General features: G+C 69.8%; 14 protein-coding genes. 10 read left to right on the top strand and 4 right to left on the bottom strand.

The window, feature by feature from the left end; translation table 11 throughout:
* The 6 genes from MKW14_RS33090 to MKW14_RS33065 all read left to right on the top strand — a co-directional run bounded on the left by MKW14_RS33090 (position 1) and on the right by MKW14_RS33065 (position 9,845).
* On the top strand, positions 1–2,085 hold the full coding sequence (locus MKW14_RS33090) for a GDSL-type esterase/lipase family protein (protein ID WP_240869088.1): 2,085 nt from the start codon (positions 1–3) through the stop codon (positions 2,083–2,085).
* A gap of 10 nt (positions 2,086–2,095) precedes the next feature.
* Entirely contained in the window at positions 2,096–3,526 is a 1,431-nt protein-coding gene (locus MKW14_RS33085; RefSeq protein ID WP_240869086.1) for an alpha-L-fucosidase, read from the top strand.
* A gap of 5 nt (positions 3,527–3,531) precedes the next feature.
* On the top strand, positions 3,532–4,461 hold the full coding sequence (locus tag MKW14_RS33080; protein ID WP_240869084.1) for a DUF1349 domain-containing protein: 930 nt from the start codon (positions 3,532–3,534) through the stop codon (positions 4,459–4,461).
* On the top strand, positions 4,458–5,354 hold the full coding sequence (locus tag MKW14_RS33075) for a beta-sandwich domain-containing protein (RefSeq protein ID WP_240869082.1): 897 nt from the start codon (positions 4,458–4,460) through the stop codon (positions 5,352–5,354). The genes MKW14_RS33080 and MKW14_RS33075 overlap by 4 nt, the downstream gene beginning before the upstream one ends.
* A 20-nt stretch (positions 5,355–5,374) precedes the next feature.
* The gene (locus MKW14_RS33070; RefSeq protein WP_240869081.1) at positions 5,375–8,473 is read left to right on the top strand and encodes an alpha-N-acetylglucosaminidase; all 3,099 of its coding nucleotides are present in this window, start codon (positions 5,375–5,377) and stop codon (positions 8,471–8,473) included.
* Between the two features lie 97 nt (positions 8,474–8,570).
* On the top strand, positions 8,571–9,845 hold the full coding sequence (locus MKW14_RS33065) for a cytochrome P450 (RefSeq protein ID WP_240869226.1): 1,275 nt from the start codon (positions 8,571–8,573) through the stop codon (positions 9,843–9,845).
* A 72-nt stretch (positions 9,846–9,917) separates the two neighbouring features.
* On the opposite strand, the gene MKW14_RS33060 is transcribed toward MKW14_RS33065, so the two are convergent.
* Entirely contained in the window at positions 9,918–10,727 is an 810-nt protein-coding gene (locus MKW14_RS33060; RefSeq protein WP_240869079.1) for an SDR family NAD(P)-dependent oxidoreductase, read from the bottom strand.
* Positions 10,728–10,983: 256 nt separating this feature from the next.
* Between MKW14_RS33060 and MKW14_RS33055 the strand changes: the two genes are divergently transcribed.
* A complete protein-coding gene (locus tag MKW14_RS33055) occupies positions 10,984–11,625 on the top strand; it encodes a hypothetical protein (RefSeq protein ID WP_240869077.1) in 642 nt (213 codons plus the stop codon).
* Between the two features lie 177 nt (positions 11,626–11,802).
* On the opposite strand, the gene MKW14_RS33050 is transcribed toward MKW14_RS33055, so the two are convergent.
* From MKW14_RS33050 to MKW14_RS33040, 3 genes are all read right to left on the bottom strand, one after another.
* Positions 11,803–14,067, bottom strand: a complete 2,265-nt coding sequence (locus MKW14_RS33050; RefSeq protein WP_240869073.1) for a M4 family metallopeptidase — start codon at positions 14,065–14,067, stop codon at positions 11,803–11,805.
* Positions 14,068–14,537: 470 nt separating this feature from the next.
* Positions 14,538–15,644 (bottom strand): LacI family DNA-binding transcriptional regulator, encoded by a 1,107-nt coding sequence (locus tag MKW14_RS33045; protein WP_308314662.1) that lies wholly within the window; start codon positions 15,642–15,644, stop codon positions 14,538–14,540.
* 121 nt (positions 15,645–15,765) lie between these two features.
* Positions 15,766–16,794, bottom strand: coding sequence for a hydroxyacid dehydrogenase (locus MKW14_RS33040; protein WP_240869069.1), 1,029 nt, complete (start codon positions 16,792–16,794; stop codon positions 15,766–15,768).
* A gap of 367 nt (positions 16,795–17,161) precedes the next feature.
* On the opposite strand from MKW14_RS33040, the gene MKW14_RS33035 reads away from it, so the two are divergent.
* From MKW14_RS33035 to MKW14_RS33025, 3 genes are read left to right on the top strand one after another with little or no spacing between them, the layout of a single operon-like run.
* Positions 17,162–18,487: an ABC transporter substrate-binding protein gene (locus tag MKW14_RS33035; RefSeq protein WP_240869065.1), complete on the top strand. Its 1,326-nt coding sequence runs from the start codon at positions 17,162–17,164 to the stop codon at positions 18,485–18,487.
* Positions 18,488–18,508: 21 nt separating this feature from the next.
* Positions 18,509–19,462, top strand: coding sequence for a carbohydrate ABC transporter permease (locus tag MKW14_RS33030; RefSeq protein ID WP_240869062.1), 954 nt, complete (start codon positions 18,509–18,511; stop codon positions 19,460–19,462).
* The gene (locus tag MKW14_RS33025; RefSeq protein WP_240869059.1) at positions 19,459–20,325 is read left to right on the top strand and encodes a carbohydrate ABC transporter permease; all 867 of its coding nucleotides are present in this window, start codon (positions 19,459–19,461) and stop codon (positions 20,323–20,325) included. The genes MKW14_RS33030 and MKW14_RS33025 overlap by 4 nt, the downstream gene beginning before the upstream one ends.
* Positions 20,326–20,329 lie beyond the last annotated feature (4 nt).

The following is a 20,329-nucleotide window of genomic DNA, read 5'->3' as shown; positions in this document are numbered from 1 at the left end:
GTGGGGGCCGTACTGACCTCCCTGCCGGCGACGGCTCCGGCCGTCGCCGGGCCCCGGCCGCAGACGTGGACAGGGACGTGGGCGACCGCGCAGCACGCCTCCTACGACCCCGGTACGTCCGAGGTGACCGTACGGATCCCGGTGCACGTGAGCGCGGGCGGGACGAGCGTCCGGATCCGGTTGACCAACGAGTTCACCGACCAGCCGGTGACGATCGGGCACGCGACCGTGGGGCGGCGGGCGAGTGGCTCGTCCGTGTCCGGCCCGCGCGAGTTGACGTTCGGCGGGAAGGCGGCTGTGACGATCCCGGCCCACGGGCAGGCGGCGAGCGACGGGGTGCGGATTCCCGTCGCGGCTCGTAGCGATCTGGTGGTCAGTCTGTACTTCCCCGGCAGGCTCACCCACATCAGCCAGCACTGGATGGGGCTGCAGACCGTCTATTGGACGCCTGACGGCGGCGGCGACCACGCCGGGGACGCCGGTGGGGAGGCGTTCACCAGGACCGATTCCACCTTCCCGTTCCTCACCGGAGTCGACGTTCGCGGCGGTTCGGGACGGGGCTCCGTGGTCGCGCTCGGTGACTCCATCACCGACGGGGCCGCCTCCACCTCGGACGCGAACCGGCGCTGGCCCGACTATCTGGCGGCTCGGCTGTCGGCCTGTACGTCCACCGCCGGGGTGTTGAACGAAGGCATCAGCGGGAACCGCCTCACGGCCGGCACCGACGGCAACCCCTCGGCACTGGACCGGCTGGAGCGCGATGTGCTGTCCCAGCCGGGCGCCCGGACGGTGCTCCTCTTCGAGGGTGTCAACGACCTCAGCTGGGGCGGTGCCACCGGCGACCAGGTGATCGACGGCATGAAGGAGATCGCCCGCCGGGCCCACGCCCGCGGGCTGCGGGTCATCGGCGCGACCGTGGTTCCGTACCGGGGCTGGGGCGACTACTGGACCGAGGCCAAGGAGGCCGACCGGCAGAAGGTCAACGCGTTCGTCCGCGACGGCGGCGTCTTCGACGGCTACGCCGACTTCGACAAGGCGGTCCGCGATCCGCACGACCCCACCCGCTACGCCGCCGCCTTCGACTCGGGCGACCATCTGCACCCCAACGACAACGGGATGAAGGCGTTCGCCGACGCGGTCGACATCGCCGGCCTCCGGGCGGCCCGCGACTGCCCTTCGGCCCGCGTGCGGTTCAGCCCGTCCCGTCCGAGTTTGCCGGCCGACCGCGCCACGGAGATCACCGCGACCGTCACCAACTCCGGTCCCAGGGCGGTCACCCGAGTCACCACCGGGCTGCGTCTGCCGCACGGCTGGACCGCCGAGGCGAAGGGACCGACAGGCACCGGCTCCCTCGCTCCCGGCGGGAGTTCCACCGTCAGCTGGCGCGTCACCCCGTCCGCCGACACGCCATGGGGGCCGCACGACATCGGCGTGCGCACCTCCTTCCGGCAGGGCGGCCGTACGCGCCACGACACCGACACGGTGACCGCCGACGTCGCCCCTGTCCCGTCCGCGGTCCGGCCGCCGTATCGCACCTTCGCCACCGCCGACAACGCCCAATACGCCCAGAACGGCGCCCAGTTCGCGATATGGGCGGGCGGTCAGGACCTTGCCGGGTGGAAGGACGAGAAGGCCGGCATCCATGTGCCGGACGCCGTACCCGCCTCCGGCAGCGTCACCGCCCGCCTCGTCCAGCAGACCGGCAGCGGACCGTCCGCCAAGGCCGGGATCGCCGTCGCCAACGACCTGACCGCCCCGGAGAAGGGCGGCTACGCGGTGCTCACCATGTCGAGGAGCTACGGCGTGGAGTTCATGACCGACAGCGACGGCGACGGGAAGCTCGACACCTGGGCGGGCGGCGGCTCCTCGTACCACCCGGCCTGGCTCAGACTCACCCGCGACGCCACCGCCTACACCGCGTACGCCAGTAGCGACGGCACCACCTGGCAGCGGATCGGAACCGCGACCGTGCCGTCCGCAGCCGACGGCGGCCTCGACGCCGGGATGGTCGCGAGCGCCGTCAACCTCGACCACCCCGGCCAGACCACCACGGCCGTCTTCGACTCCTTCTCGACCACCCACTGAGAGGCCCCCTGTGAACGTCAGCCGCAGACGCTTCCTGACCACGGCCACCGCTCTCGGCTCAGCGGTGCTCCTCGCCCCACCCGGCGCCGCCCACGCGATCGGCGGCGGCATCCCCGACTACCGGCCCACGAAGGAATCCCTCGACACCCACCCGGTACCGCGCTGGTACAAGGACGCCAAGTTCGGCATCTTCGTCCACTGGGGTGTCTATTCGGTCCCCGCCGGCTCCGCCCGGCAGATGGCCGCCGAGTGGTACCTCTGGTACCAGAGTTTCGACACCGACCCCACCTGGAAGTACCACCGCGACACCTACGGCCAGGACTTCCTCTACGACGACTTCATCCCGCAGTTCAGGGCCGAGAACTACGACCCCGACTCCTGGGTGCGGCTGTTCGAGCAGGCGGGTGCCGAGTACTTCGCCCTGACCAGCAAGCACCACGACGGTTTCGCCCTGTGGCCCAGCAAGGTGACGAACCGTCACGCGGGCAGGTACGGGCCGAAGCGGGACCTGGTCGGCGAGCTGATGGCAGCCGCCCGCAAGCGTGGCACCGTACGGCCCGGCCTGTACTACTCGCTCGGCGAGTTCTTCAACCCGGCGCTCGGCCGGCCGATGAAGAACGCCTACACCGGTGCCGAGGTCCCGATGACCGGCTACAAGCCAGTCGCGGACTACATCGGCGACTACGAACTCAAGCAGCTGTACGAGATCATCGACCGCTACGACCCGGAACTGCTGTGGGCGGACGGCCAGTGGTTCCGGCCGGCCGGTGAACCGCCGTGGCGCAGCGAGGAGCCCCTCGCCCACTACTACAACCAGGCGAAGAACCGCAGCCGTCCCAAGGGGGTCGTGGTCAACGACCGCTTCGACACGCATTTCGACTACGCCACCTACGAACAGCGCACCAACCCCACCATGGACGCACAGAAGTGGGAGTGCTGCATCACCATGGGCTACTCCTGGGGTTACAACAAGTTCGAGACCGAGGAGGACTACAAGACCTCCGAGTTCCTCGTCCACCTGCTCGCCGATGTCACCAGCAAGAACGGGAACCTGCTGCTCAACATCGGGCCCAAGCCGGACGGCACCATTCCCGACGTCATGCAGCGGCGGCTGCGGGACATCGGCGCCTGGCTGAAGGTCAACGGGCCCGCGGTCTACGGCTCGACGCCCTGGCTGCGGGCCGAGGAGGAGGGCAGCCCGCTCGGCATCCGGTACACCGTCGGCCCGGGCAAGTTCAACATCATCGTCCTCGGCGCTCCCAGCGGCACCCTCTCCGTGCCCGCGGACATCCCGCACTCCGCGACCTCTCGGATCCGGCTGCTCGGCCACAACCGCCCGCTGAAATGGACCCGTTCGGACGGCAAGCTCCACATCAGCGTCCCGGAGACGCTGCCCAGCGAGATCGCCAATACCTTCACCGTCGATTGGGAGCGGCGGTGAACGGCGTGGGCGCACATACGGACACCCTCGGTCCTGCCCTCAGCGTCACCACGGAACCGGCCGAACCGGCCGTCGGCGCCGCCGTCACCGCCACCGCCGTCCTCGTCAACGACTGCCCGTTCCCGCTGCGCGGCGCCGTCCTGTACCTGGTGGACCCGGGCGCCACGACCGCCGCCCGCACCATCCCGCTCGGCGACCTGCGGCGGGGCGCGAAGATCACCCGCAGCTGGCGCACGTCGATGCCGGCCGACGCCGCCGGGGACATCGCCTTCACCGCACACCTGGTCTTCGACGTGGACGGACGCAGCGCCGACTGCGCGCGGGCCGCGAAGACCGTCAGCGTGCCCTACGAGCCGAACGGCGTGCGGGACCCGTACCGGACGTTCGCCACCACCGACGACGCCCGGTTCGGCCAGTACGGCAGCCGGCTGGTGATCTGGGCGGGCGGCGCGGACCTGTCCGGCGGCCGTGACGAGAAGGGCGGCATCCGCCTCCCCGGGGCGGCCGCCACTTCGAGTGTGGTGCAGGTCAAGACGGTCAGTCTCACCGGGAGCGACAACCCCAGCGCCAAGTACGGGATCGCCGTGGCCAACGACCTGACCGCGCCGGAGAAGGGCGGCTACGCGGTGCTCACCATGTCGCAGTCCTACGGCGTGGAGTTCATGACCGACAGCGACGGTGACGGGCACCTCGACACCTGGGCCGGCGGCGGCGCCTCCACCCACCCCGCCTGGCTGCGCCTGATCCGCTCCGGCGCCACCTACACCGCGTATTCCACCACCAACGGCCTCGCCTGGAACGAGATCGGCAGCGTGACCGTGCCCTCCGCGAGCGGCGTCCTGGACGCCGGCGTGGTGGCCAGCGCGGTGAACCTCAACCATCCCGGCACGACGGTCCGGGCCCTGTTCGACCACTTCACCGTGGAGGAGTCGTGACCGCCTACCGCCCCGAGGAGGACTTCCTCCCGCCGCCCGTCTCGCTCACCGTCACCCCGGCCGCCCCCGAGCCGGGCAAGGCCGTAACCCTGACCGCCACGCTCACCAACACCACCCGGATCGCGCTGCGCGGCACCGTGCTCTATCTCGCCGTGAACGACACGGGGGAACCGGACCACCTGGGCGGCCTCGCGCCCGGCCGGTCGGTGACCCGCACCCGGCGGACCCGGCTGGCCGACGACGCGGAAGGCCGGATCGTGTTCACCGCGCACGCCCTGTTCGACGTGCACCGCCACGGCTCCGACTGCACGCGCGCGACGTCCTCAGTCCTGCTGCCGTACCGCTCGCTGTCCGGAGCCTTCGACAACGCGGGGATCGCCTCCGACGAAGCGCTCACCGTCGCCGACATCGACGGCTCACATTCCAGCCTGTCCGCCGAGGCGCTGGCGTCGGTGGGACTCACGCCGGGCGCCGAGGTCACGTACGACGGTGTGACCTTCACCTGGCCTCACACCGCGCCCGGCAACCTCGACAACGTCGTCAGTGCCGGCCAGACAGTACTGCTGTCCGGCGCCGGTTCCCGCCTGTCCTTTCTCGGCACCAGCACCTGGGGAGAAGGCAGGGGCGACGGCAAGGTCGTCTACGCCGACGGCACCGAACAGCCCTTCTCCGTCGCCGTCCAGGACTGGTACGGGGCGAACTCCTCCGCCGCGGTGGTGGTCCCCTACCGCCACATCGCCACCGGCCGGGACGACACCCCCGTCAGCCTGTTCACCTTCGGCGTCGACCTCGCGGCCGGCAAGGAGCTGCGCTCCCTGGTCCTGCCCAAGGTCAGCGACGGCCTCCAGTCGGGCGTCCCCGCCCTGCACATCTTCGCCATGACGGTCAACTGAGCCCTGCCGGAAGGATGTTCATGCCCACCAACCGAGGCGACCTCGGCATCACGGGTGTCACCCGCAGACGAGTCCTCACGGGCGCGGTCGCGTTGGGCGGCGCCGCGCTGCTGGCCCGACCGCAAGGCGCGTACGCGGCCGGCGGCGCCCTGTTCGACATCGCTCCCGCCGCAGCCGCGCTGAAGCGTCTGCTGCCCGACCACCACCGGCAGATCACCCTGCGGGCCGTCGCCGACGACACCGACCGCTTCCGGGTCACCGGCCGGGCCGGACACATCACCGTGGAGGGCACCAGTACCGGGGTATTGCTCGCAGGCCTGCACACCTACCTGCGGCGGACGGCGCACGCCTCCGTCTCCTGGACCGGCGAGCAGCTGAACCTGCCGCGCACCCTCCCCGCGCCCGCAGAGGAGATCACCGGAGCGGCCAACGTGCCGCACCGCTTCGCCTTCAACGACACCAACGAGGGCTACACCGGCGCCTACCGCACCTGGGACGCCTGGCAGCACGAGCTGGACGTGCTGGCCCTGCACGGAGTCAACCGGGTCCTCGTCTACATCGGCGGCGACGCGGTGTACTACGACACCTTCCGCCGCTTCGGCTACTCCGACGCGGCGCTGCGTGCCTGGATCCCGGCCCCCGCCCACCAGCCCTGGTGGCTGTTGCAGAACATGTCCGGCTTCGGCGGACCGGTCTCCCGCCAGCTCATCGAACGGCGGGCCGCGCTCGCCGAGAAGATCGTCGACCGGATCCGCGACCTGGGCATGACGCCGGTCCTGCCGGGCTACTACGGCACCGTGCCGGACGACTTCCCCGCCCGGCACGGCGGGGACGCGGCGGTGGTGGCGCAGGGCACCTGGGGCGCCTTCAAACGCCCCGACTGGCTCGACCCCCGCACCGCGGCCTTCCGCGACGTGGCCGCCGCCTTCTACCGGGCCCAGACGGAGCGGTTCGGTGACAGCACGATGTACAAGATGGACCTGCTGCACGAAGGCGGGAACCCCGGTGACGTGCCGGTGAGCGAGGCAGCGAAGGCCGTCGAGGCGGCGCTGCAGAAGGCGCACCCGGGGGCCGTGTGGGCGATTCTCGGCTGGCAGACCAACCCGTCCAGGGCGCTGCTCGACGGCGTCGACAAGAGCCGCATGCTGATCGTGGACGGCCTGTCGGACCGCTACACCACCGTCACCGACCGGGAGGGCGACTGGGGCGGCACCCCGTACGCCTTCGGCAGCATCTGGAACTTCGGCGGGCACACCCCGATCGGCGCCAACGCCCCGGACTGGGTGGGGCAGTACCCCAAGTGGCGCGACAAGCAGGGCAGTTCACTCGCCGGTATCGCGGCGATGCCGGAGGCCGCCGACAACAACGCACCCGCCCTGGCTCTGTTGACCGACCTCGCCTGGACGCCCGGCACCATCGACCTGGACGACTGGTTCGCCGCGTACGCCCTCTCCCGGTACGGCGGCCCGGACCGGCACGCGGCCGCCGCCTGGCGGACGATCCGCGACACCGCGTACAACATGTCCCGCGCGGACTCCTGGAGCGAGGCCCCCGACGGCCTGTTCGGCGCCCGCCCGAGCCTGACCGCGAACAAGGCCGCCGCCTGGGGCCCGGAGAAGGACCGGTACGACACCACGGCCTTCGACACCGCCCTCACCGAACTCCTCGCCGTACGCCCGGAGTTGCGGAACAGCTCGGCCTACCGCTACGACGTCGCCGACGTGGCCCGCCAGGTCCTGTCCAACCGCAGCCGGGTGCTGCTGCCGCAGATCAAAGCAGCGCACGATGCGGGGGACGAAGCCCTTTTCGGCAGATTGACCAGGACCTGGCTGGACTGGATGGCCCTCCTCGACGACCTGCTGGCCACCTCCGGTCCGCACCTGCTCGGCCGCTGGCTCGCCGACGCGCGCTCCTGGGGCGCCGACCGCGCCGAGAAGGACCGCCTGGAGTACGACGTCCGCTCCCTCCTCACCACCTGGGGCGGACGCGCCAGCAGCGACGAGGGTCTGCACGACTATGCGAACCGGGAGTGGTCAGGGCTGGTCGGCGGCCTGTACCGCACCCGCTGGAAGACGTACTTCGACGCGCTCGCCAAGGGAAAGGACCCGGCGACGATCGACTGGTTCGCCCTGGAGGACCGCTGGGCGCACGCGCACGAGACCCACCCGACCGAACCGCACGGCTCCCCGTACGTCCTGGCCCGCCGCGTGCGCGACCTGCTCGCCGTCACTCCCCATCAGGCGGCCCTCGCCGCGGCGGCCGACCGGGCGGCGGTGGCCGAGGGCAGGCCCGCGACGGTGACGGTCACCTTCACCAACCGGAACGGGTTCACGGCGGCACGCGATGTGACCCTCTCCGTCACCGTCCCCGAGGGCATGACGGCGAAGCCGCTCGATCCGGTGCGCACGCCCTCGGTGGCGTCCGGCGGCACGTTCGCCGCCCGCTTCGAGATCTCTCTGGCGGGCGAGCCCGCGGAGCTGGTCGCCCGGGTCGTCACGGCTGCGGTGTACGCGGGCGGCGGGAAGGCGGTGGCGCCGGTACGGCTGCCGGCCGCGACCGGGGTCGAGGAGCCGTACCGCACGGTCTCCTACAACGACGCGGTGTTCGGCCAGTACGGCGACGAGATCGCCGTCGAGGGCGCCGGGGCGGACCTGTGGGGCGCCACCAACGAGTTCGGAGCCGTGTACCGGGCGGGCGCCTGTCTCGACGAGACCGTCGCCGAGGTCACGGTCACGGCTCAGGATCCGACCGGGGGCTGGGCACGGGCGGGTCTCGTCGTCCGCAACGACCTGGCTGTTCAGGGCAGCGCGGGTTATGTGAACCTGGCGGTCACGCCGTCCAACGGGTGCGCGCTGAGCTGGGACGCCGACGGCGACGGCCGTTTCGACTCGATCGAGCTGTCGGGCTCCTTCACCGCGCCGGTGCGCCTGCGGCTGACCAGGTCCGGCACCTCGTACCGCGGGGAGGCCAGCACCGACGGCGTCACCTGGACGACGGTGGGCACCGCCACGCCTTCAGGTGTGGCCGCCGCACAGGACATCGGGGTCTTCATGACCGCTGCCAACGGCTGGACCGGCACACGAGGCATGGCCACCTTCGACGGCTTCAGGGTGACCTGAACCCAACAACCAGGGAGGAAAGGAGGGTTCCTGCATGCGCCTACGAATCTTGATCAGCGACACGTGTCCCGGCCCCGGGCATGGGCACCCGGCCGTCATGGAGATGCCGACCTCACCCTTGATCGACCGTTCGCTGCCCGCTCTCGCCAAGGGCTACACGTGGCTGCCCGGCCTGCTGCGCGACCGCCCCGACGGTGTGACCCGCACCCGGGTCATGGGCAAACCCGCGCTTGTCGTACGAGGACCTGAAGCGGTGCGGTTCTTCTACGACGAGGACAACGTGCGCCGCGACGGTGCGCTGCCGGAGCCCGTGCTGAGCACCTTGTTCGGCCATGACGCCGTCCACACCCTCGACGGCGGCGCCCACCGGGCCCGTAAGGAACTCTTCCTGCCGCTGCTGCACCCCGACCGGATCGCCGGCCTTGTCGAACATGTGACCGCCGCGTGGGACGAGGCGGTTCGTGAATGGAGCGAGGCCGGACAGACCGTGCTGTTCGACGCCGCGAGCGTGGTGCTCACGCGCGGCGTGTGCCGCTGGGCAGGCGTTCCGCTCGACGAGGGCACCCCGGAAGACCTACGGAATCTCGCGCGCGACCTGGTCGCCATGGTTGACGGCTTCGCCACCGCGGGGCCACGGCACTGGCGCGCGAGGCGGGCACGGAGCCGTCAGGAACAGCGTTTCGTCCGACTCGTCGACGACGTGCGCTCCGGCAGGGTCGCCGCCCCGGACGGGTCGGTGCTCGCCGCGGTGTGCGAGCACCGTGAGGCCGACGGCGAGCTTCTCCATCCGCACACGGCCGCCGTCGAGCTGCTGAACGTCATCCGGCCCACCGTCGCCGTCTGCTGGTTCGTCGCCTACACGGCGCACGCGCTGCATCTGCAGCCCAACCAGCGCGAACGGCTGCGCGGCGGCGACACCGCCTACACCGCCGCGTTCGTGCACGAGGTCCGTCGCTTCTACCCGTTCGTGCCCTTCCTCGGCGGCCTCGCCCTCCGTGACCTGTCCTGGCGGGACGTCTCGGTGCCGGCCGGCGCAATGGTGCTGCTCGACGTCTTCGGGCAGAACCACGACGAGAAGCTGTGGGGGGACCCGTACGTCTTCCGCCCCGAGCGGTTCCTCGAGCACCCGGTCGAGCGTGACGAACTGATCCCGCAGGGCGGTGGCGAGCCGCGTACAGGTCATCGCTGCCCCGGGGAGGGCCTTGCCATCGGGCTGCTCGAAGCCCTGGCGCTCCGCCTGGCCGACCTCGAATGCACCGTCCCGGACCAGGACCTGAGGATCTCCCTACGGCGCATCCCGGCGCGCGTCCGCAGCGGCTTCGCCGTACGGGACGTGCGGGTGCCGAGCGCGCGTACGCTGACGACCGTCTGACACCCCGCGCCGCGGGCCTCGGCGACCGGGGTGTCCGCACTCCGGTCGTGGGCGCCGACGGCCGCCCTCACGTCATTGCGTCGGCTGCTCGGGGTCCTCGCCGGTTCCCGGTTCCGCCATCCGCCGGTGCGCCGCGGCCTTGACCCCGTCGGGCAGCACCTTCCCCGCCAGCTCCTGCGCCTTCGTCTTCAGCGAGCCGGCCACGGTCTTCTTCTCGCCCTTCACGATCGCCTCGAACGCCTGCTCGGCCACCGTGGCGGGATCGTCCTTCTTCATGGTGCCGATCCGGGTGTCGTCCTCCATGTCCGCCCTGCGGAAGAAGTCCGTGTCCGTCGGGCCCGGCATGAACGAGGTGACCGTCACCCCGGTGTCCTTCACCTCCTCCGCCAGCGCCTGGGCGAAGGACTGCACGAAGGACTTGGACGCGTTGTACACCGGCTGGAAGGCACCGGGCATCGTCGACGCGACGGACGAGGTGAACGCGATCCGACCCGCACCGCGCTTCACCATGGCCCGCAGCAGTGGCTTGGCCAGCCGCACGGTGGCGGTGACGTTGAGATCGATGACCTCCTGGTCGTCGGCGAGGTCGGTGTCCACGAACGCGCCGCCCTGGCCGACCCCCGCGTTGAGGACGACGATGTCGACCGTCAGCCCGTCGAGCGCGTCCAGCAGCAGGTACCGGCCCTCAGCGGCCCGTAGATCGGCGCGCACCGCGCGGACCTCCGCGCCCGTCTCCCGCAGAGCCCGCGCCGCGGACTCCAGTCGTTCGTCCTCGGCGTTCACGACGAGGTCGTAGTCGTGCACCGCGAACTGGCGTGCCAGCTCGAGGCCGATTCCGCTCGATGCGCCCGTGATCAGGGCGAGGGGTCGTATGTCAGTCATACCGGCCGGGTAACCCACTGGCCCCGTGGCAAGCACCGCTCACCTGTCCTGATGACCGTGCTTCCGCTCTGTTGGCTTTCAGACATGTGATGGAGAACAATGCTCATGCCTTCCGTACCATCGCCACGACACAGCTGTGCGGCAGCAACCACGGCAGATCACGCGTCATCAGGCTGTGCCGCGTAGGAATGCGACACCGCACATGCCCCCGTCTGCCGATCGGCGGCCGAGGCAACCGGGAGAAGGAGTGAGGACCATGTCCGAAACCAACGCTGTCACGACCGAGTTGGCGGCACAGTACGGAGCACAGGTAGCCAGTGACCTGGAGCGCAACCTCAAGGAGCAGGACCGTGTCCGCGAGGAAATCGAAGCACTTCAGGCGCAGTTGGCGGCTCTCCAGCACGATCACACCATCCTGGTGAACGTCCGGAACGCCCTCGGTCTGCCCAGCGCGCCCCCACAGCCGGAGCCCGAAGAGGGCACAGTAGTGCCCGCGCCCCGCAAGAAGGCGTCCGCGCCGGCATCGCGCTCGGGCAGGCAGAGGCGGACCGACAAGTCAGCGGGCAAGTCAGCCGCGCCGGCCGGCAGGCAGGTCGGCAAGCGGAGCACCACCGCTTCATCGGCCGGTCCGCGGGCCGTGCCCACGCTCGTCGACCTCGTCCGCGAGTACCTGTCCGGACTGAGCGAGCCCCGCTCCGCCGCCGAGATCTCCACCGAACTCGAACAACGGCATCCGGACCGGGAGATCAAGACCAAGATCGTGCGCCTCACCCTCGAAGGGCTCGTGGCCAAGAACCAGGCGCAGCGCACCAAGCAGGGCCGCTCGGTCTTCTACACCACCCCCGATGCCACCGAGCCCGCCCCGAAGGGCGTAGCGGAGGCAGAACAGCCTGCCTGACGCCGCCGCCTCGCGTTCGCACCCCTGCCCCGCGCCCAGCTTGCCGTCGGCGTCCACGCATCCTGCTGCCGCCGCGCCGGCCCGGAGCGGTGGAGACATGTCACCGCGCCGCTGCCCGGACCGGCGGGTCCGGGCAGCGGTGTGTGGTTCGTGGGCCAAGGGGTCAGGGGTCAGGTGTCAGGGTGTCAGTTGCCAGCGCGCGATGTATCCGACGTCGATGGATGCCCGGTCCTGCACGCGCAGCTTCCACGTGCCGTTGAGCGGCTGCGCGGAGGCGTCGACGGTGAAGGTCTGGTCGACGTTGTCGGCGGAGCCGCCGCTGCGGTTGAGCAGGGAGTAGACGGTGCCGTTGGGGCCGACCAGGTCGACGGTCAGGTCACCACGGTAGGTGTGGACGATGTTGACGTACACGGAGGTGGTCGCGGAGGCGTTGCCGTCGCGGCCGGTGATGGTCACCGGTGACTCCACGGCGGGTCCGTTGTCCGGGATGTCGACGCGGGTCGAGTTGGCGTAGACGTAGGCGATCCGCCAGCTGAAGGTCTTCGAGACGGACGCTCCCGTGCTGTCGGTGACCTTGACGGTGACATCGCCGGTGCCGAGTGTGGTCGGCGTGCCGGTGATGAGACCGCTCGGGCTGAGGCTCAGGCCGTCGGGCAGCCCGGTGGCCTCATAGGTCAGAGTGGCTCCGGTGTTGGTGGTGTAGGCGTCCAGCTGGAAGCTGACCGCCTGGCCGATGCCGCTGGTCTGGTCGGCGATCGGGGCGAGGTTGACACCGAGGGCGATGCGGTTGCCGACGTTGATCGCCGCCCAGGCGTCGGCGACGGCGAGGTAGGTCGGGCTGTAGGCGCCGAAGAGGTCGGCGGCGGCGGACAGCGTGGCCGTGCGGGCTCCGGCGTAGTCGGTCGTCGAGGTCATGTACGTCGTCAGGGCGCGGTACCAGATGGCGGCGGCGTTCTGGATGCCGATGCCGGTGACGGGCTGACCGTCGTAGGTCGGGCTGTCGTAGGAGACGCCGTTGACGGTCTTGGCGCCGCTGCCCTCGGAGAGCAGGTAGAAGAAGTGGTTGGCGGGACCCGAGGAGTAGTGGACGTCGAGGCCGCCGAGGGAGGGGCTCCAACTGTCCGCCGAGGCACCGTCCTTGGAGGGCTTGTCCATGTACCGCAGCGGGCTGCCGTCCCCGTTGATGTCGATCTTCTCGCCGACCAGGTAGTCGCCAGGGTCGGCCGGGAGGTTCTCGTAGAACTCCACGGCGGCGGCGAAGATGTCGGAGGTCGCCTCGTTGAGGCCGCCGGACTCGCCCGAGTAGTTCAGGCCCGCGGTGGCCGCGGTGACACCGTGGCTCATCTCGTGGGCCGCGACGTCCAGGGCGGTCAGCGGATGGTTGTTGCCCTCTCCGTCGCCGTAGGTCATGCAGAAGCAGGAGTCCTGCCAGAAAGCGTTGACGTAGTTGTTTCCGTAGTGGGCGCGGCTGTAGGCGGCGACCCCGTCGTTGCGGATGCCGTTGCGGCCGTACGTCTCCTTGTAGTAGTCCCAGGTGGCCGCGGCGCCGAAGGCCACGTCGACGCCCGCGGTCTGACGGTTCGAGGGCAGGCCGTCGCCCCAGACATCGTTGTCGTCCGTGAAGAGGGTGCCGGTGCCCGACGTGCCCTGGTTGAGGTCGTAGGTCTTGTGCCCCGCGCGGTCGGGGTCGATGAGCTGGTACGTCGATCCCGACGGGGTCGTGCCCAGCGGGACCGTGCCGACGAACTGGCCGGTGCCGGTGCCGGTGTCGACCTTCTCGTCAACCAGGAGCTGTTTTCCGGTCGTGGCGTCGGTGACTACCTGCAACTCACTCGGGGTGCCGTCCCGTTGCATGCCCGCGACGACACTTTCCCAGGCCAGGACGGGTTTTCCGGAGCCTGCCCAGATCACCAGGCGGGGCTTGCGCTCCACTTTTGAGCCCTTGACCCGGGCGCGCCGGGAAGCCGCCTCGGCCTTGTCGGCGGCGACGGCCGCACGGATCCCCGGGCTGAGCGAGGGCACGGCGAGGGCTGCCCGGCTCGCCTTGGTGACGGTGGTACGACCGCTGCTGTCGTGAACGACGAGATCGCCGCCGAGGACGGGCAGGCCGGCATAGGTGCGCTCGTAACGGGTGTGCGTGGTGCCGTCGGCGTCCTTGATGACGTCCTTGACGACGAGCTTCTCCTTGGCGCCGAGGCCTATGTGCCGAGCTGTGTCGACCGCCGAGGACTGGGCGGTCTTCAGCAGAGCCGTGCGGCGGGCGGGCGTCATGGATGCCGGCAGGGCACCGCTGCGGGGCTTGGCGGTGATCTTCGTGGGGCCAGGGTCGGCGGGGGCGGCCGTGGCGAGGCCCGGGAGGGCCAGGGCGAGCAGAGACCCCAGGGAGGTGAGGGCGAGAGCGGCGCGTCTGCGCCGGGCAAGGCTGCGATCTCGCGGGGACAACGGGTTCTCCTTCGGTATGACGGCCCGTGGTGGGGCCGCGGGCGGCACGGAACGGCGCAGGACGCCGGTCTGGAGGCTGCACGGCATGCGGGTGGAAGGAGGTGGGGGGGAGTGGTAACTACGGGTCCGTTGCGTGGTGAATCTGTCAACGAACGGTGAACGTTCCTGCAGAAGGGTGACACCACGCACCCGGTACTGTCATGCGCCGGTCAAGCGAACGGCTGGAAATGGTCATGAAGACCTGGCAAATCGGAAGGACGACGCCGGTTTTCGGCCGCGCCGACATCCGCCACGGGAGATGGCACCGCCGGGGCCCCATCAGATCCCACCTGCTCGGGGCCGCACATGACTGACATGACTGACATGACTGACCGGACTGACCGGGCTCCCGGGGTGGGCGTGGGCGGGAGCCGCCCTGGATGACGTCGGCCTTCCCCGCACAGCGGTCCACGCCCCAGCGAGCTCGTGCGTCACCGTGGCGGTCGTACCGATTCCCGGATCACCAGTTGGGTGCTCAGCACCACGTGGTCGTCGGGGGCGATGCTCTCCTCCCGGTCGAGGACGAGACGTACCGCGGTCCGTCCCAGTTCCTCATAAGGAACGCGGATGGTGGTGAGCGACGGCGTGAGATCCGCGGCGAAGGGGACATCGTCGAAGCCGACGAGTGAGACATCGCGGGGTACGCGCAGTCCGGCCTCCCGCAGGGCGGCGAGCGCGCCGACGGCGACCGCGTCGGTGGCGGCGAAGACGGCCGTGAACTCCAGCCCGGCGTCGAGCGCGTCGCGCACCCGACGGTAGCCGGACGTGCGGGTGTACAGGCCGGGGATGTCCAACTCGGGCGTGTAGGGGACCGTGCGGGCGTTCAGGGCGTCCTTGTAGCCCTCGCGGCGCTGTTCGGAGCTGCTGAAACCGGTCTCACCGGCGAGAAAGAGGATGCGTCGGTGTCCCGCGGCGAGCAGATGCGAGGTGGCCTGGAAGGCTCCGCCACGGTTGTCGTACTCGACGACCGTGGCCGGCAGTCCGGCCGGCAGCGACGGCCGGCCGACCAGCACCAGCCGTGATCCTGCCGCGTCCAGGGCCCTGGCGTAGTCGGCCATGCGGCGGTGATAGGCGTCGTCGGGCACCACGCCGCCGACGATGACGACCGCGGCGGCGTGCTGTTCCCGCATGAGCTGAACGAGGTCGTCCTCCCGGGCGGTGTCTCCATGAGTGGAACAGACCAGGCTCAGCCGGCCGCGCGCAGTGGCCTCCTGCTCGACACCGGCCGCGACGTGGGTGAGTGAGGGGCCGGTGATGTCCTGCACGACCAGGGCCACGGGACCGGCGACGCCTCCGGAGAGGGCCTTCGCGTGGACGTTCACGACGTAGTGCAACGACTTGACGGCCGTCATCACACGGGCCCTCGTTTCCGCCGACACCGGGTAGTTGCCGGCCAGAGTCCGGGAAACGGTTGCTACGGACACGCCCGCCTTCGCGGCGACGTCGCGGATCGTGCTGGGGCCCTCCGACCCGGCCGTCTTCCTCCTGGCTCTCTTGGCCTCCGGGCCTTTACGAGCGCTCTTCCCGTTCTCCGTCACAGGGCCGACGTTACTGTATCCGCGCTGGCTGCGGCATGCGGTGGGCGGCGAACTGTCGAGCCCTTGAGTAATCGTTTTCTCCCCCGAGCGATCCAACCGTACGCACGAAGTTGCCCCGCAGTCATGCGCTGTTGACCAGGTCGGCCTGGGCCACGGCGTGCGCGAGCGGCGCTCCGGCCGTGAGCAGCGCCAGCTCCTCCACGACGGTGCGTCCCAGCCGCTCCAGCTCGTTGCCCAGAGATCCGGCGATGTGCGGGGTGAGGAAGACGTTGGGCAGCCGGTACAGCGGCGAGTGGGCGGGCAGCGGCTCGGGCTCGGTCACGTCCAGGACGGCGCCGATGCGCCCCGCGACCAGTTCGTCGACGAGCGCGTCCGGATCGACGAGTGCGCCGCGGGAGGTGTTGACGAGCACCGAGCCGTCCGGCATCAGCGACAGCCGTCGGCGGTCGAGCATGCGATAGGTCTCCGGGGTGTCGGGAGCGTGCAGGCTGACGATGTCGCTCGTGCGCATCAGCTCGTCCAGCGGCAGCAGCACGGTCCCGAGCGAGGCGGCCTCCTGCTCGTCGACGTACGGGTCGTGCAGCGTCACCGAGAAGTCGAAGGGGCGGAGCAGTTCCAGCAGGCGCCGCCCGACCCGGGAGGCTCCGATCACGCCGACCCGCCGGCCGAGGTTGCCGATCCTGGCGTGGTCACCCGGCGGCGGGAAGACGGCCTCGGCGCGGAAGCGCTCGCGCAGGCCGAAGGCGTCCTTCCCGGCCAGCAGGACGGCGGCCAGGGTGTATTCGGCGACCGGAAGCGCGTTGGCCGCAACGGCGTTGGACACCGAGACGCCCCGCTCCCAGACCGCGGGCGCGACCAGGCTGCGCACGCTGCCCGCGGCGTGCAGAACGGCCCGCAGCCGGGGCGCCGCGGCCAGGGCGTCTTCGTCCACGCGCGGGCTGCCCCAGCCGGTGATCAGCACCTCGGTCTCGGCCAGGACTTGCTTCACCAACGGATCGGCGAAGTCCCGCGCCACCAGGGTGGTGTCGATCCGGACCAGTGAAGTCAGCCGTGCCATCAGCCGGGGCGGGAAGAGAGCGGGCAGGTGCGCCGGGTCCATGGCGAAGAGGGCGCGGGGCGGTGGCGGTGAGGTGTGCACAGGTCTCCGCATCTTCGGACAGGATCCGCAACGGGGATCCACAGACGGGACGGGACGGTGAAGCGGATAGTAACCGTATTCCACGCTAGAGGCGGCTGAGCGGTGTGGTCAACGGCGCTGCGCGGGTCGCCGCACCGATCGACCGCGGTGAATCATCGAGGGGCACAGGGATGTAACGGCAGGTCACCGCGGCTTTGCTGGGTAACGTGCGGGCAAGGTGGGGGAAACATTTGAGTACCTGCCTCTTGTGATGTGGCCTTACAAGGTTCTACGGTCCACGGGAAACGGTTTCTGAAACGAAACCCTCGTCTCTCTTCCTGCCTTCAGTCGCCCGCGCCTCCCCCCGCCGCAGGCGCTGCCCGCCCCTTCCGGAGGACCGATGAGCACCACCCGTACGAGAACCTTCGCCGGCGCGGCCGCCGCCCTCACCCTTTCCCTCCTCCTGAGCGCCTGCGGAGGCGGTGACAACAACGACTCCGCGGCCAAGACCACCAAGGGCAAGGTGCAACTGGAGTTCTGGGGCTGGACGGAGGGCATCCCGCAGCAGGTCGCGGTCTGGAACAAGGAACACCCCGACACCCAGGTGAAGTACGTCAACGCGGCCGGCGACACCGTCTACCAGAAGCTGCGCGCCGCGGTGACCTCGGGCAACGCGCCCTGTCTGTCGAAGATGGACGGGATGAACCTGGCCAACTTCGCCGCCGACGGCCTGCTGACCGACATCACCAAGGTCGCCGCCCCGTACAGGTCCCGCTACACGGTTCCGGCGTGGAACGCGGTGAGTCCCGGCGGCGCCACCTACGGCATCCCCACCGGCTCCTCACCCCTGTTCACCGCCTACCGCGCCGATCTGTTCCAGAAGTACGGCATCAAGGCCCCGACCACCTGGGACGACGTGATCGCCGCAGGCAAGGCCGTGCAGAAGAAGGACAAGAACGTCAAGATCTTCAACATGGCGGGCGAGGACCCGAGCACGCTGGTCGACCTGTCCTGGCAGGCCGGCGCACAGTGGTACCGGATCAACGGCGACCACTGGGAGATAGGTTTCACCTCGCCCGACGCGCTCAAGGCCGGCGCCATCGTCCAGCAGCTGGTGGACGACAACCTCGCCTCCAACGCCTCCTACAACGACCCGGGCGTCTTCAAGACCTGGGACCTCGGCACGACCATCTTGATGACCACCTCGACCTGGCAGCTGCCGATCTACGACACCAACTTCCCCAAGTCCAAGGGCAAGTGGCAGCTTGCCGACGCGCCGGTCTTCGACACCGCCGAGCCGCGGACCTCCAGCAACTTCGACGTCACCGCCGTACTGAAGGGCTGCAAGTACCCCGACCGGGCGGCCGAGTTCGCGGCCTGGCTGTCCAGCAGCAAGGAGTCGCTGACCGCGCTGACCGACCCCGCCTCCAAGTCCGGGCTCTTCCCGGCGGTCAAGGACGTGTCGCCGTACGTCGGCAAGATCATCCCGACGGAGATGTTCAACGGGAAGTCCGACAGCGCGCAGATCATCACCACCGCGGCCTCGCGGGTCGGTGAGCAGTGGCAGTACGGCCCCGACTACGCGGCCATGTACTCCGAGATGCAGAAGCAGTGGGGCAAGGTCATGAAGAAGCAGCTCACCGTCAAGGACATGCTGACGCACCTGCAGGCATGGGTGCTCGCCGACCTGAAGAACAAGGGCGTCAAGGCCGTCGCGGCCGGCTGACCACCTGACCGGGAGACTGCCTTGTCCACCCTCACCCGACCGCCCCAGGTCACCACCGACTCCCCGGTCCGGCGGACCTCCCCCCGCCGGACCGGGCAGCGCGGAGCCTACAAGGGCCTGCTGTTCCTTCTGCCCTTCCTGATCGGCTTCGTCCTCACCTACGTCGTCCCCATCGGCTACGCCTTCAGCCAGAGCCTGCACGCGAAGAAGAGCAGCGGTATCGGCTTCGGCCCCACGAGGATCGTCTACGTCGGCTTCGCCAACTTCTCGGCGATCCTCGCGGACGGCACCTTCTGGGCCGGCATGCTGCGCACCCTGCTCTTCGGGGCCGCCCAGATCACCGTGATGCTCGGCATCTCGCTGCTCCTGGCCCTGCTCCTCGACGGCGTCGCCGCCCGCGCGGTCCGCTTCTTCCGCGCCGGACTGCTCATCCCGTACGTCATCCCCGGCGTCGTCTCGACCCTGATCTGGCTGTTCCTCTACAGCCCGACCGCGAGCCCGATCGTCGACATCGGCGACAAGATGGGCACCACTGTCACGTTCTTCGGCGGCCTGAACACCTATCTCTCGCTGGGCAACCTGCTCACCTGGCAGGGCATCGGCTTCAACATGATCCTGATCTCCGCCTCGCTGCAGGCGCTGCCCCGCGAACTGTACGAGGCCGCCCGGCTCGACGGCGCGAAGGAGTGGCGGATCGCCTGGTCCGTGAAGGTGCCGAACATCACCGGGATCCTCGTCCTGACCGGCATGTTCTCCCTGATCGGGCGGCTCCAGCTGTTCACCGAGCCGCTGTTCCTCAGATATGTGGCGCCGGAGTCCATCAGCACCGACTTCACCCCGATGCTGGAGATCTTCGACCGGGCCTTCAAGACCGGCGACTACCAGTACGCCGCCGCGGAGTCCCTCGTCCTCGCCGCCGTCACCGGCATCCTCGCCTTCGTCTTCTACCGCGTCACGAACAGGCAGATGTCATGAGCGCCATCACCACCGGAGGCGGTGTGCGCCCCAGCCGACGTGCGGTGGCCCTCACCACGGGCCTGCTGATCGTCTTCCTGCTGTACTCGCTGGCACCCACCTGGTTCCTGCTGGTCGCCTCGACCAAGAACCAGTCCGACCTGTACTCCACCTTCGGCCTGTGGTTCTCCGCCAACCACCTCGCCGACAACTTCCGCGCGATCTGGGACTACCACGACGGCGTCTTCGGCCGCTGGATCCTCAACTCCGTGCTCTACTCCACCGTCGGAGCCGCCGGTTCGACGCTGCTCTCCCTCGCCGCCGGCTACGGGCTGTCGAAGTTCGGATTCCGGGGCCGAGGCGCCCTGTTCGGCGTCATCGTCGGGGCCTCCCTGCTGCCCAGCACCCTGCTCGCCTTCCCCCTCTACCTCGTCTTCGCGGACATCCATCTGACCAACACCGTGTGGGCGGTGCTGATCCCGTACTTCATCAACCCCTTCGGCGTGTACCTCGGAAAGGTCTACGCCGACAGTTCGGTGCCCACCGAGCTGATGGAGGCGGCCCGCATCGACGGCGCGAGCGAGACGCGGATCTTCTTCTCCATCGCGCTCACCCTGATGCGCACCGGCGGCATCACGATCTTCATGCTCGACTTCGTCAACATCTGGAACAACTTCTTCCTCCCCCTCTTCATGCTCAACGGTGAGCGCTCCTTCCCCGTGACCCTGGGCCTCTTCTCCTGGGTCCAACAGGCGCAGACCTCCAACGACATGAACACCCTCGTCCTCTCCGGATCGCTGCTGTCGATCATTCCGTTGGCGGTCTTCATGTTCGCCCTCCAGAAGTACTGGCGCAGCGGAATCCTCATGGGCAGCCTCAAGTAAAGGA

The organism is Streptomyces gilvus, from assembly GCF_022513565.1.
In the GTDB taxonomy this organism is placed as follows: domain Bacteria; phylum Actinomycetota; class Actinomycetes; order Streptomycetales; family Streptomycetaceae; genus Streptomyces; species Streptomyces gilvus.
This window is presented reverse-complemented; position numbering and strand designations above follow the sequence as displayed.